The organism is Ancylobacter defluvii (assembly GCF_018390605.1).
Classification (GTDB): domain Bacteria; phylum Pseudomonadota; class Alphaproteobacteria; order Rhizobiales; family Xanthobacteraceae; genus Ancylobacter; species Ancylobacter defluvii.
This window is the reverse complement of sequence record NZ_JAHBGD010000026.1, coordinates 40,286-52,776: the sequence shown is the minus strand read 5'-3', so window position 1 is coordinate 52,776 and position 12,491 is coordinate 40,286. Positions and strand designations below refer to the sequence as shown.

Sequence of the window (12,491 nt, the reverse complement as noted above, 5' to 3'; positions counted from 1 at the left end):
GATCCATCACCGTCGCGCGAACAGTTTTTCGACATCGGCCAGCGACAGCGTCACGAAGGTGGGCCGCCCGTGATTGCACTGGCCGGCATTGGGGGTGCGTTCCATCTCGCGCAGCAGGGCGTTCATCTCCTCGGGCCGCAGCCGACGGCCGGCGCGCACCGAACCATGGCAGGCCATGGTGGCAGCGACATGAAGCAGCCGCCGCTCCAGCGGCAGATCATCGTCCCACTCCGCCGCATGCTCGGCAAGTTCGCGGATGAGGGCGGGAACATCGGCCTCGCCGATCAGCGCCGGCACTTCGCGCACCAGCAGCGCCCCCGGCCCGAACGGCTCGACCACCAGGCCGAAGCGCGCCAGCGCCTCGGTGCGCTCGGCGAGCCGCACCGCCTCGGAAGGGTCGAGATCGATCACCAGCGGCACCAGCAGCATCTGCCGGGCGAGGCCGTCGCGCTCGATCGCCGCCTTGAGCTTCTCGTAAACGATGCGCTCATGCGCGGCGTGCTGGTCGACGATGACCACGCCGTCCTGCGTCTGCGCGACGATATAGGTCTCGTGCAGCTGCGCACGGGCGGCGCCGAGCGGGCGGTCGATGGCGTCGGCTTGCGCCGGAGCCTGATGGGCGCGGGCATCGGCGGCGGGAGCGAGATCGAGGCCAAGCCCTAGCCCTAGCCCTAGCCCTAGCCCAAATTCGCTTGCTCGCGGGGGCGCTGCGAAGGGGTCCCCTTGGTCCGCCGCGGCAAAGCCATCCGGCGTCGCCGGCGCCTCCCAGCCTTCCGGCCGTGCCCAGGATTGCCGCCAGTCCGAGGGCGGCGCGGATTGCCGCCAGTCGAGGCCGCCCATCGGCGCGCGGAAGGGTGCCGCCGCTCCGGCGCGCTCCATTCCCGGCCGCACCAGCTCGGCAAGCCGGTCGGCGGCGGTGGTGGCGGTACGCGGCACTCCGGCGGTGAGCGCCTCGGTGAGGGTGCGCACCATCAAAGCGCGGATGTTGCCGGCGTCGCGGAAGCGCACCTCGATCTTGGCCGGGTGGACGTTGACGTCGACATCCTGCGGGTCGACCTCGAGGAACAGCACCGTCACCGGATGGCGGTCGGAAGGCAGCAGGTCGGAATAGGCGGCGCGGATGGCGCCGATCAGCACCTTGTCGCGCACCGGGCGGCCATTGACGAACAGGTATTGCGACAGCGAGTTGGCCTTGGAATAGGTCGGCAGGCCGGCGAGGCCGAACAGCCGCGCCCCCTCCCGCATTCCCTCGATGTCGAGGGCGTTCCTCGCCACCTCATGGCCGAGCACGTCGGCGATGCGGGCCCGCCGGCCCGCCGCATCGGCGCTGCGCGCCGGCCAGGTGACCGGCGCGCGCTCGTCCGCCACCACGGTGAAGGCGACCTCGGGGCGGGCCAGCGCGAGGCGCCGCACTGCATCGATGGCGGCGGCGGTCTCGGCGCGCTCGGATTTCAGGAATTTCAGCCGCGCCGGGGTGGCGAAGAACAGGTCGCGCACTTCCACCCGCGTGCCGGGGCCGAGCGCGGCCGGCCGCACCTCGCTCTTCACGCCGGCCTCGACGCGGATCTCATGGGCGCCGGACGCCGTCTTCGGCCGCGAGAGGATGGCGAGCCGCGCCACCGCGCCGATCGAGGGCAGCGCCTCGCCGCGAAAGCCGAGCGTGGCGATGGACATCAGGTCCTCGGCGTCGAGCTTGGAGGTGGCGTGGCGCTCGACGCACAGCGCCAGATCCGCCGCGCTCATGCCGCCGCCATCGTCGGTCACCCGCATCAGCCGCCGCCCGCCGCCGTCGATGACGATTTCGATGCGCGTCGCCCCGGCGTCGAGGGCGTTCTCGACGATCTCCTTCAGCGCCGCGGCCGGACGCTCCACCACCTCGCCGGCGGCGATGCGGTCGACCAGCGTGGAGGGGAGCAGGCGCAGCGGCATGGGACGACTTGGTTAAAGAGACGACTTGGTTGCAGATGACTTGGTTGGGGCGGAACGGCCGATTCGAGCCGCCTCAGCCTACACCCTCGCGCCGGCCCGCGCGCCCCGCCCGCCGCCACCGGGCTGTGGGCGGCGGTTCACGAATTGGGAAAGCCGAGCCAGGGCTCGATGCGCTCGAAGGTTTCGTCCATCGCCCAGGCCGGGAAGAAGGGGATGGGGAAGTGGCCGTAGAACAGCGACAGCTGCCATTCCGCCGCTTCCTCGCCGCCCTTGGAGATGGCGGCGATGTACAGCGCCGAGGCGATGCCGGAGCGGTCGGCGCCGCCCTTGCAATGCACGAGGATCGGCTTGGGCGCCTCGCGCATGAGGGCGATCAGCTGCTCCACCTGCTTCTGCGTCAGCTCGCGCCCGGCGGAGAGGCCGAAATCGATATGGGTGAGGCCGAGCCGCGCGCTTTCGGCGAGTTCGTCCTGGTACCAGCCGGCCTTGGATTCGCCGCGCAGGTTGATCACCGTCTTGATGCCGTAGTCCTTCTGGACGCCGGCGAGCTGGTTGGCGTCGATCTGGGCGGAGCGGTAGAGCTGGCCCGGCACCACGGCGTGGAAATTGCCGATGAGCTGCTCGATGCCGAGATAGACGCCGATCAGCAGCACCACCACGCCCAGGGTCTGGACGGAGCGACGCAGCACGCGGCGCGGGCGGCTCGCGCGGCGGGGTACGGCCGTGCCGTCCGCCGCGCTCTCGCCGGCGGCATTCAGGAGGTCGGTCTGGCTCATGGTGGAGGCTCGGGTGGTGGGAACTCGACGGCAAGGAACGGTCGCAATGGCGACCATTCCTTCCGCGCAATCGTGTCGGAATTCAGCCCGCCGCCGCCAGCCGTTCCGCCTTCTGCCGCTCGACTTCCTGCCGCTTGGTGATGATCGAGGCCACCACCACCACCACGGTGACGATGGCGATGAGGATGGTGCAGGCGGCGTTGATCTCCGGCGTCACCCCGAGGCGGACCTGGCTGTAGATGCGCATCGGCAGGGTGGTGGCGCCGGGGCCGGTGGTGAAGCTGGCGATGACGAGGTCGTCGAGCGACAGGGTGAAGGCCAGCATCCAGCCGGAGACTACCGCCGGCAGGATGATCGGCAGCGTCACCACGAAGAAGGTCTTCATCGGCCGGCAGCCGAGATCGAGCGCCGCCTCCTCCAGCGACCGGTCGAAGGTGACGAGGCGCGACTGCACCACCACCGAGACGAAGCACATGGTGAAGGTGATGTGGGCCAGCGTGATGGTCCAGAAGCCGCGGTCGAAGTTCACCGCCACGAACAGCAGCAGCAGCGACAGGCCGGTGATCACCTCCGGCATCACGAGGGGGGCGTAGACCATGCCGGAGAACAGCATGCGGCCGCCGAAGCGGCCGTAGCGGGTCAGCGCGATCGCCGCCAGGGTGCCGAGCACGGTGGCGACGCTTGCCGAGAGGAAGGCGACCCGCAGCGTCACCCAGGCGGCATCGAGCAGCTGCTGGTTCTGGAACAGCTTCCAGTACCACTCGACCGAGAAGCCCGCCCACACGGTGACCAGCCGCGAGGCATTGAAGGAATAGATCACCAGCAGCACGATCGGCAGATAGAGGAAGGTGAAGCCGAGCACGATCGAGGTGGTGTTGAACCAGGAGAGCCCCTTGCGCATCTAGCGGCCCTCCATCTCTTTGGCCTGGACGTTCTGGTAGAAGACGATCGGCACCACCAGCACCAGCAGCAGCAGCACCGCCACCGCCGAGGAGACGGTCCAGGAGCGGTTCACCGAGAACTCGGTCCACAGCACCTTGCCGATCATCAGCGTGTCGGAGCCCCCGAGCAGGTCGGGGATGACGAACTCGCCCACCGCCGGGATGAAGCACAGCAGGCAACCGGCGAGCACGCCGGGCAGCGACAGCGGCCAGGTGATCTTCCAGAAGGCGGCGATCGGCGGGCAGCCGAGGTCGGCGGCGGCTTCCAGCAGCGTCTCGTCCATCTTCTCCAGCGCCGAATAGAGCGGCAGGATCATGAAGGGCAGGTAGGAATAGACGATGCCGATATAGACCGCGGTATCGGTGGCGAGGATCTGCAGCGGCTCGTCGATCAGCCCCAGCGCGAACAGCAGCTGGTTGAGCAGTCCCTCCGGCGACAGGATGCCGATCCAGGCATAGACGCGGATCAGGAACGAGGTCCAGAACGGCAGGATCACCAGCATCAGCAGCGTCGGGCGGATCGATTTCGGCGCCCGCGCCATGCCATAGGCGATCGGGTAGCCGACGATCAGCAGCAGCAGCGTCGAGATGCCGGCGATCCAGAGGCTGGAGCCATAGGCCTCGATGAACTCGTTGTCCCAGGACAGCACATAGGAGTAATTTTCGAAGCTGAGCTGGCTGAACGCCTCCTTGAAGGCATCCCAGCCGGCGGCGAGGTCGAACACCGGCTCATAGGGCGGCTGGGCGATGGCGTCCTGCGACAGGCTGATCTTGAAGACGATCAGGAACGGGACGAGGAAGAGAACCAGCAGCCAGAGATAGGGGACGGCGACGACCATCCAGCGTCCTGGGGCTTTCGCGGCCATGTCCGCCTCCTCAGCTCGTCAGCACGACGCCGGAATCCGGCAACCAGGAGACCCACACCTTGTCCTCCCAGGTGATGGGGCGTTCCACCATGCGGGTCAGGTTGGGCTTGGCGGCCTTGATGCGCACCCCGCCTTCCAGCTCGACATGGTAGATCGAGAGGTCGCCGAGATAGCCGATGTCCCAGACTTCGCCGCGCAGGCAGTTGGCTTCCTGCCAGGCCGGCGGCTCAAGGTCGACGCGCACCTTTTCCGGGCGGATGGCGACGAAGGCGCTGTCGCCGACCTTCGCCTCGACATTCTGGGCGATGGAGAGCTTGGCGCCGCCGCCGACGCTGGTGTAGAGGCTCACATTGCCGGGCGCGACCGCCTCGATCTTGGCCTCGAGGATGTTCACGTCGCCGACGAAGTCCGCCACGTAGCGCGAATTGGGCTGCTCGTAGATCACCGCCGGCGGCGCCACCTGCACCAGCTTGCCGTGGTTCATCACCGCGATGCGGTCGGCCACCGTCATCGCCTCCTCCTGGTCGTGGGTCACGATCAGGAAGGTCATGCCGAGCTTCATCTGCAGGTCCATGAGCTCGAACTGGGTTTCCTCGCGCAGCTTCTTGTCGAGCGCGCCGAGCGGCTCGTCGAGCAGCAGCACCTTGGGCGCCTTGGCGAGCGAGCGGGCCAGCGCCACGCGCTGGCGCTGGCCGCCGGAGAGCTGGTGCGGCTTGCGCTTGGCGAATTTCTCCAGCTTGACGAGCTTCAGCATCTCGTCGACGCGGGCGTCGATGGCGCCCTTCTCCATGCGGTCCTGCTTCAGGCCGAAGGCGATGTTTTCCCACACGCTCATATGCGGGAACAGCGCATAGGACTGGAACATCATGTTGGTCTGCCGCTTGTAGGGCGGCATGCCGACCAGGTCCTGCCCGGCAAGGGTGATGCGCCCTTCGGTCGGATCCTCGAAGCCGGCGAGCATGCGCATCAGCGTGGTCTTGCCGCAGCCGGACGGGCCGAGCAGCGCGAAGAACTCGCGCTCGTAAATGTCGAGGGACAGATTGTCGACGGCGACGAACTCGCCGAAGCGCTTGGAAACGTTCTCGTAGCGGATGAGCGGTACGGCGGCGGGGTCGGTCCAGGGAGCGAATTTGCGACGGATGCCGCCAATGGTGGTCTGCGTCTTCTCGGTGACGCCCGTGCTCATCTGCTACCCCGTCATGCCCGCCGGCGGACCGGCCCCAGCGGCGAACGCTATCCGCCTTCCGGCGGCGGCTCAATGAAAGATTGCAAACAATTTTGCCATGCACCGAATCGGGCAGCCGCTAACGCAGGGCCAGCCCCCTTGACGGCCTGATTGAGGGCGTGATTGCCTCGCAAGGGCGCGGCAGACGCGCAGTGGAAGGTTGATATGGCTAAGAAGAAGCGTTCCGAGCAGGACGCGGTCGGTTCTCCGCGCGGCGTCGCCAATCTGGCGGAAGCAAAAGCGTGGATGGCGGCGCGGGGCATCACCGAGATCGAATGCGCGGTGCCCGACCTTGCCGGGGTGGGACGCGGCAAGATCATGCCGGTGTCGAAATTCCTCAACGGCCCGGTGATGAACCTGCCGCTCAGCGTGTTCTTCCAGACCATTTCCGGCGACTACCCGCCCTATGACAACCTCGTCGATTCCGTGGTGGTCGACAGCGATCTGGTGATGGAGCCGGACTTCTCGACGCTGGCCGTGGTGCCGTGGGCGCAGGACCCCACCGCGCAGATCATCCACGACGCCTATCACCGCGACGGGCGGCCGGTGGAACTCGCGCCGCGGCAGGTGCTGAAGAACGTCGTCGATCTCTACGCCAAGAAGGGCTGGAAGGCGGTGGTGGCGCCGGAGATCGAGTTCTATCTCGTCGAGCCCAACACCGATGCCGACTACCCGCTCAAGCCGCCGATCGGCCGCTCCGGCCGGCCGGAGATCGGCCGCCAGTCCTATTCGATCCAGGCGGTGAACGAGTTCGACCAGCTGTTCGAGGACATGTACGACTACTCCGAGGCGCAGGGCCTGGAGATCGACACGCTGATCCACGAGGACGGCGCGGCGCAGATGGAGATCAACCTGCTGCACGGTGACCCGATCATGCTCGCCGACCAGGTGTTCCTGTTCAAGCGCACCATCCGCGAGGCGGCGCTGGAGCACAAGATCTATGCCACCTTCATGGCCAAGCCGATCGCCGACGAGCCGGGCTCGGCGATGCACATCCACCAGTCGATCGTCGACGCCGAGACGGGGAAGAACATCTTCTCCGACAAGGACGGCGACCCGACGCCGGAATTCTTCTCCTTCATCGCCGGCCAGCAGCGCTATCTGCCGGCGGTGATGTCGATCCTGGCACCCTATGTGAATTCCTATCGCCGGCTGACGCGCGACTCGATGGCGCCGATCAACGTGCAGTGGGGCTATGACAACCGCACCGCCGGCCTGCGCGTGCCGCCGTCCTCGCCGGCGGCGCGGCGGGTGGAGAACCGGGTGCCGTCCTCGGATGCCAACCCCTATCTGGTCATCGCGGCGTCGCTGGCCTGCGGCTATCTCGGCCTCGTCGAGGGGCTGCGCCCGACCGAGCCCCTTGAATCCGACGCCAAGGGCCTCGATTTCGAGCTGCCGCGCGGCCTTCTGGAAGCGGTGGCGGCGATGCAGTATTCCGACGAGATCGCCACCGTGCTTGGCCCGTCCTTCGTGAAGACCTACACGGCGGTGAAGCAGCAGGAGTTCGATACCTTCATGCGGGTGATCTCGCCCTGGGAGCGCGAATATCTGCTGCTGAACGTGTGAGGAAGGGGCTTCATCGCGAGGGAAGTGCCGATCTGCCCCTTCCCGGTGAGAAAAGGGGTGAGGGGGCAAGGGCGCGATCTCAGCTCTCCCCTCGCGCTGCGGGTGTATGAGGGCGCTCAAGGTTCAGTGGCTCCCTCTCCCCGTGGGGAGAGGGGTGGGATGAGGGGGTCTTCTCAGGCTTCGCAATTGCGTACCCCCTCACCGACCCGCTGCGCGGGCCACCTCTCCCCAACAGGGAGAGGAAGCGAAAAGAATCCCCTGGCCTCGTCATCCCGGCAGCAGCGTTCTCCTCCGTCATCCCGACGGCCGGCAGGCCGATCCGGGATCGCGCAACCATCGCAGCGCGATTCCAGATCGAAGCTTCGCTGCGGCCAGGATGACGAGGGGGGCGGGAATGACGAGGTGGCGTGGCCGTGCGGAATGAAGGAGCGCGGCGCCGTCCCGACCCGCTACGTTCCCGCCCGCCTCACCCCGCCAGTCTCACCCCTCCAGCATCTCGCGCACCAGCGGGATCACCTTGGTGCCGTAGAGCTCGATGCAGCGCAGGCACTTGTCGTGTGCCAGCGGCCCGGCGCTGTATTTCAGGTCGAAATGGTCGAGGTCGAGCGCCTGCGCGGTGCGGACGATCTTCGCCGCCACCGTCTCCGGCGAGCCGAGATATAGCGAGCCATGCGTCACCTCGCGCTCGAACTCGTCGCGGCCCATCGGCGGCCAGCCGCGCTCGGCGCCGATGCGGTCGCGATTGGCCTTGAAGGCCGGGAAGAACTCCTCCCGGGCCTGCTCGTCGGTGTCGGCGATGTAGCCCGGCGAATGCACCCCCACCGCCTGCGGCGTGGTGCCGAGCTGCGCGGCCGCCTTGTGGTAGAGCTCGACATAGGGTTTGAAGCGCGCGGCACTGCCGCCGATGATGGCGAGCATCAGCGGCAGGCCGTAGCTCGCGGCGCGCACCACCGATTCCGGTGAGCCGCCGACCCCGATCCAGGTCTTCATCGTGCCGCTTTCGGGCAGGGGATAGACGTGCTGGCCGGCGAGCGGCGGGCGCAGCTTGCCCTGCCAGCTCACGCCTTCCGGTGAGGCTTGCCCGCCCGGCCGGGCATTGTCGCGCAGCAGGGCGGCGAGCAAATCGAGCTTCTGCGAGAACAGCTCCTCATAGTCCTTGAGGTCGTAGCCGAACAGCGGGAAGGATTCGGTGAACGAGCCGCGGCCGAGGATGATCTCGGCGCGCCCGTTGGAGAGCGCGTCGACGGTGGCGAAGCGCTGATAGACGCGGATTGGATCGTCCGAGCTCAGCACGGTGACCGCCGAGCCGAGCCGCACGCGCGTCGTGCGCGCGGCGATGGCGGCGAGCACCACTTCGGGGGCGGAGACGGCGAAGTCCTCGCGGTGATGCTCGCCGACGGCGAAGAAATCGACGCCGAGCTCGTCGGCGAGCACGCCTTGCTCCACCACATTGCGCAGCACCTGCGCATGGGTGAGCGGACGGCCCTCACCATCGGCCATCACGTCGCCGAAGGTGTCGAGCCCGAGATCGAGATGCTTTGCCATGACGCGGATGCCCTGAATGCGTGAGGTAACGGACCGGCTTGCCGCCGGCCGCCCTCATATGGCCGTTTCCGCCGTCATCTCCATTGCGTGGGCTGCAATGCGAGGATTTCGCGTCTGCAAGCTCATGCCGGCCCACGCAGGCAGGTCGCGGGCATGAAAAAAGCCCGCCGGGCGGACCGGCGGGCTCAGTTAGGCGGCATAAGGGGATAGGAACCGCCGAAGCTGGCTGCGGGTTTTCGGCCCGGCATGATCAATGGCACCCGGCGGCTTCGCGGGGGGCGGTATTGGGTTCGGTGGCGCGGGGGCCGGAATGCGGACGTGTCGCGTCCAGGCTCGCACGCATCGCCTGCCGATGGCCGGCACGGCGCTCGACGGCGCGGACGACGAGCATGCTGGTCGGGTCCTGCCAGACCGGGCCCGAGGCGGCATCGCGAAGGTCGGCGCGCGTGAGTCCGATATCCTTCAGCATGCGGTCGTCGAAATCGCCGAGCTGGTTGAGCAGGCTGCGGCGGTGCACCGCCTTGGCAATACGCACGAGGTTGACAAAGGCGCCGGCCAGCAGTCCGCTGGCGGCGGTACCGAAGGATGAGAACGCGGTTCTGCGGACTTCGCCCATGTACGACATCGATTCCTCCATCTGCGTCGGTCGCGCGGCGGTGTGGGCTTTTTCGCTGATGGCGCGTCCCGCGCCCACCCGAATTCGCCGTCACCCGTTCGCGACGGGATGGTTATGCGGGAGATCGAATGATCACACTAGCGAATGTTTATGATCCGAGTTATCATTGATCTTGATGATAGCGCGCGATGAGGCCCGGCATGACCGCCCTGCTCGACATTGATCAATTAAGAACATTCATAACTATCGCCGAGACCGGCAGCTTCACCAAGGCTTCCGACGTGGTGCACAAGACCCAGTCGGCGGTCTCGATGCAGATGAAGCGGCTGGAGGAGCGGGTCGGCAAGCCGATCTTCGCCCGCGACGGGCGCGCCTCGCGTCTCACCGACGAGGGCGAGCGTTTGCTGGATTACGCCCGCCGCATCGTCAAGCTGAACATGGAAGCGGTGGCGAGCCTCAGCAATGCCGAGCTTTCCGGCCGCGTGCGGCTGGGCGTGCCGGACGATTACGCCGACCGCTATCTGCCGGAAATCATGGCGCGGTTCTCGCGTACCCACCCCAATGTCGAGCTGACCGTGGTGTGCGATCCATCAACAGATCTGATCGATCGCATCGACACCGGCGATCTCGACCTCGCCATCATCACAGATTGCGAGATGATCGCCCGCGAGACCGAGATCATCCGCCGCGAGCAACTGCTGTGGATCGGCTCGAGCCGGCATTCGACCCATCTGGAAGAGCCGCTGCCGCTGGCGCTCGGCCGGCAGAGCTGCAACTGGCGGCGGGAATCGATCGCCCAGCTGCAGGCGCTGGGCAGGCCGTTCCGCATCCTCTACACCTCCTCCAACTCGACCGCGGTCTCGGCGGCGGTGCTGGCCGGGCTCGCCATCTCGGTGCTGCCGGAATCCGGCCTGCGCCCCGGCATGCGGGTGCTCGGCCCGGCCGACGGCTTTCCGGCGCTGGCGCCCTGCCGCATCGGCCTGGTGCGCAACCGGCATGAGCCTTCGGTGCTCGCCGACGCGCTCGCCGATCACATCGTGCAGGGGCTCGACAACATCTCGGAAGCGGCCATCGCGGCGGAGTAAGGCGGAACCTCGCCTCGCGGCATCCGTTGTGGCGAAGCAAGCGTCACAGGCGAAGGCTTCAGGGAGGCCGCGATGGCAACCAGTCCCGTACCCGGCGATATCGTGCCGTTCCTGCGTTATGCCGATCCGCGCGCGGCGATCGACTGGCTCGGCCGGGCCTTCGGCTTCGCGCCGATCCTGGTGGTCGACGATGGCGAGGGCGGCGTCGCCCATGCCGAGCTGCGGCTCGGCAGCTCGGCCATCATGCTGGGCGGCGCCAAGGAGGATACGCTGGGCATGGTGAGCCCGGCTGCCGCCGGCGGCGTCACCCAGGGCGTCTATCTGGTGGCGCCGGATACCGATGCGCTGTGGGTACGGGCGCGGACCGCCGGCGCCAAGGTGGTCATCAACCTCTACGACACCCCCTATGGTTCGCGCGAATTCACCGTGCGCGACCCGGAAGGCCATCTGTGGAGCGTCGGCACCTACCGCGCCGGCTCGTGGGAAGGCTGAGGAACTGGAAGGCTGAGAGCCGGGAAGGCCGGCGCCTCGGGCGCCCTCAGTAGGCATCCTCGACGAACACCGGATCCACCGAGCCGCCCCATGGGCCGCGATAGCGCTCCAGCAGCCGCTCGGCCGGGGTGGTGCCGAGCGCCAGGCTCTCCTCCAGCGGCTTCAGGAAGCGGGTCTCGTCTCGACCCTGGCTGTCGCGCATGTCGCGGCGCTCGAGCCCGGCGCGGGAGATGGCGACCACCTCGCGTGCCAGTTCCAGCATCGGCCGGCCGGCGATCTCGGCGTCGAAGCCGAGCCTCGGCACGTCGTCGCGCAGCTGCTGCCGCTGCTCGGCGCTCCAACCCTTCGCCAGATCCCAGGCGGCGTCGAGGCTGGTGGTGTCGTAATAGAGCCCGGTCCACAAGGCCGGCAGCGCGCAGAGGTTCTTCCAGGAACCGGCATCGGCGCCGCGCATTTCGAGATAGCGCTTCAGCCGCACCTCGGGGAAGATCGTCGAGAGATGGTTGGCCCAGTCCGACACCGTCGGCCCCTCGCCGGGCAGCGCCGGATGCTTGCGGGCCATCAGGTCGCGGAAGGACGAGCCGGCGACGTCGATATAGCTGTCGCCGCGCTTGATGAAGTACATCGGCACGTCGAGCGCATAGTCGACATAGCGCTCGAAGCTCATGCCGTCCTCGAAGGCGAAGGGCAGCATGCCGGCGCGGGCATTGTCGGTATCGCGCCAGATCTCCGAGCGGAAGGAGAGGAAGCCGTTCGGCTTGCCTTCGGTGAAGGGCGAGTTGGCGAACAGCGCGGTGGCGACCGGCTGCAAGGCGACGCCGACGCGCAGCTTCTTCACCATGTCGGCTTCGGAGGCGAAATCGAGATTCACCTGCACGGTGCAGGTGCGGAACATCATGTCGAGGCCGTGCGTGCCGACCTTCGGCATGTAGTCTGCCATGATGCGATAGCGCCCCTTGGGCATTACCGGCGTCTGTTTCAGCGTCCATTTCGGGCTCATGCCGAGGCCGAGAAAGCCGAAGCCGAGCGGCGTCGCCACTTCCCGCACCTGCTCGAGATGCCCGTTCACCTCGGCGCAGGTCTCGTGGATCGAGGCCAGCGGCGCACCGGAAAGCTCGAACTGCCCGCCCGGCTCCAGCGAGATCGCGCCGCCGCCGATGGTGTCGGCGAGGCCGATGATCGCCTCGCCCTCCATGATCGGCTCCCAGCCGTTCAGCGCCTGCATGCCGTCGAGCAGGGCGCGTATGCCGTTCGCGCCCTCATAGGGAACCGGATCGTGGCCCTTCAGGGTGAAGGGAAATTTCTCGTGCTCGGTGCCGATGCGGAATCGCTGCGGCGCCTTGCAGCCCGCCTCCAGCCAGGCGACCAGTTCGTCGCGGCTTTCGATGGGCTGGGTATCGATCTGGTCTCGCGCCATGGGAACTCCGGCGGGCTCGGGCAGCGCCAATTG

Annotated in this window: 11 protein-coding genes; 3 read left to right on the top strand and 8 right to left on the bottom strand. The window is 67.5% G+C overall.

What is annotated here, in order from left to right; genetic code table 11:
• Nucleotides 1-6: 6 nt before the first annotated feature.
• From mutL to KHC24_RS21105, 5 genes are all read right to left on the bottom strand, one after another.
• Nucleotides 7-1,929, bottom strand: coding sequence for a DNA mismatch repair endonuclease MutL (mutL, locus tag KHC24_RS21125; RefSeq protein WP_213365399.1), 1,923 nt, complete (start codon nucleotides 1,927-1,929; stop codon nucleotides 7-9).
• Nucleotides 1,930-2,066: 137 nt separating this feature from the next.
• Complete coding sequence (locus KHC24_RS21120; RefSeq protein ID WP_246547384.1) at nucleotides 2,067-2,705, bottom strand: dual specificity protein phosphatase family protein; 639 nt, start codon at nucleotides 2,703-2,705, stop codon at nucleotides 2,067-2,069.
• A gap of 82 nt (nucleotides 2,706-2,787) precedes the next feature.
• Nucleotides 2,788-3,606: an ABC transporter permease subunit gene (locus KHC24_RS21115; protein ID WP_213365398.1), complete on the bottom strand. Its 819-nt coding sequence runs from the start codon at nucleotides 3,604-3,606 to the stop codon at nucleotides 2,788-2,790.
• Nucleotides 3,607-4,512 (bottom strand): ABC transporter permease, encoded by a 906-nt coding sequence (locus KHC24_RS21110; protein ID WP_213365397.1) that lies wholly within the window; start codon nucleotides 4,510-4,512, stop codon nucleotides 3,607-3,609.
• 10 nt (nucleotides 4,513-4,522) lie between these two features.
• Nucleotides 4,523-5,698, bottom strand: a complete 1,176-nt coding sequence (locus KHC24_RS21105; protein ID WP_213365396.1) for an ABC transporter ATP-binding protein — start codon at nucleotides 5,696-5,698, stop codon at nucleotides 4,523-4,525.
• A 204-nt stretch (nucleotides 5,699-5,902) separates the two neighbouring features.
• On the opposite strand from KHC24_RS21105, the gene KHC24_RS21100 reads away from it, so the two are divergent.
• A complete protein-coding gene (locus KHC24_RS21100; RefSeq protein WP_213365395.1) occupies nucleotides 5,903-7,303 on the top strand; it encodes a glutamine synthetase family protein in 1,401 nt (466 codons plus the stop codon).
• 480 nt (nucleotides 7,304-7,783) lie between these two features.
• Here the strand turns inward: KHC24_RS21100 and KHC24_RS21095 are convergent, their stop codons facing one another.
• Together KHC24_RS21095 and KHC24_RS21090 are read right to left on the bottom strand one after the other, a co-directional pair.
• Nucleotides 7,784-8,848, bottom strand: a complete 1,065-nt coding sequence (locus tag KHC24_RS21095; protein ID WP_213365394.1) for an LLM class flavin-dependent oxidoreductase — start codon at nucleotides 8,846-8,848, stop codon at nucleotides 7,784-7,786.
• A gap of 250 nt (nucleotides 8,849-9,098) precedes the next feature.
• On the bottom strand, nucleotides 9,099-9,542 hold the full coding sequence (locus tag KHC24_RS21090) for a DUF1127 domain-containing protein (protein ID WP_338078399.1): 444 nt from the start codon (nucleotides 9,540-9,542) through the stop codon (nucleotides 9,099-9,101).
• Between the two features lie 122 nt (nucleotides 9,543-9,664).
• Here KHC24_RS21090 and KHC24_RS21085 point away from each other — a divergent pair, with 122 nt between their 5' ends.
• Both KHC24_RS21085 and KHC24_RS21080 read left to right on the top strand, forming a co-directional pair.
• Entirely contained in the window at nucleotides 9,665-10,549 is an 885-nt protein-coding gene (locus KHC24_RS21085; RefSeq protein WP_213365393.1) for a LysR substrate-binding domain-containing protein, read from the top strand.
• A 72-nt stretch (nucleotides 10,550-10,621) separates the two neighbouring features.
• Nucleotides 10,622-11,041: a VOC family protein gene (locus KHC24_RS21080; RefSeq protein WP_213365392.1), complete on the top strand. Its 420-nt coding sequence runs from the start codon at nucleotides 10,622-10,624 to the stop codon at nucleotides 11,039-11,041.
• A 46-nt stretch (nucleotides 11,042-11,087) separates the two neighbouring features.
• Here KHC24_RS21080 and KHC24_RS21075 read toward each other — a convergent pair whose 3' ends face one another.
• Nucleotides 11,088-12,458 carry a glutamate--cysteine ligase gene (locus KHC24_RS21075; RefSeq protein ID WP_213365390.1) on the bottom strand — a complete coding sequence of 457 codons (1,371 nt, stop codon included), beginning with the start codon at nucleotides 12,456-12,458 and terminating at the stop codon, nucleotides 11,088-11,090.
• Nucleotides 12,459-12,491: the final 33 nt, after the last annotated feature.

Excerpts from the sequence above, each read along its gene's own strand:
- mutL (WP_213365399.1), bottom strand. The coding sequence starts at position 1,929 with ATGCCGCTGCGCCTGCTCCCCTCCACGCTGGTCGACCGCATCGCCGCC.
- KHC24_RS21120 (WP_246547384.1), bottom strand. The coding sequence starts at position 2,705 with ATGAGCCAGACCGACCTCCTGAATGCCGCCGGCGAGAGCGCGGCGGAC.
- KHC24_RS21115 (WP_213365398.1), bottom strand. The coding sequence starts at position 3,606 with ATGCGCAAGGGGCTCTCCTGGTTCAACACCACCTCGATCGTGCTCGGC.
- KHC24_RS21110 (WP_213365397.1), bottom strand. The coding sequence starts at position 4,512 with ATGGCCGCGAAAGCCCCAGGACGCTGGATGGTCGTCGCCGTCCCCTAT.
- KHC24_RS21105 (WP_213365396.1), bottom strand. The coding sequence starts at position 5,698 with ATGAGCACGGGCGTCACCGAGAAGACGCAGACCACCATTGGCGGCATC.
- KHC24_RS21100 (WP_213365395.1), top strand. The coding sequence starts at position 5,903 with ATGGCTAAGAAGAAGCGTTCCGAGCAGGACGCGGTCGGTTCTCCGCGC.
- KHC24_RS21095 (WP_213365394.1), bottom strand. The coding sequence starts at position 8,848 with ATGGCAAAGCATCTCGATCTCGGGCTCGACACCTTCGGCGACGTGATG.
- KHC24_RS21085 (WP_213365393.1), top strand. The coding sequence starts at position 9,665 with ATGACCGCCCTGCTCGACATTGATCAATTAAGAACATTCATAACTATC.
- KHC24_RS21080 (WP_213365392.1), top strand. The coding sequence starts at position 10,622 with ATGGCAACCAGTCCCGTACCCGGCGATATCGTGCCGTTCCTGCGTTAT.
- KHC24_RS21075 (WP_213365390.1), bottom strand. The coding sequence starts at position 12,458 with ATGGCGCGAGACCAGATCGATACCCAGCCCATCGAAAGCCGCGACGAA.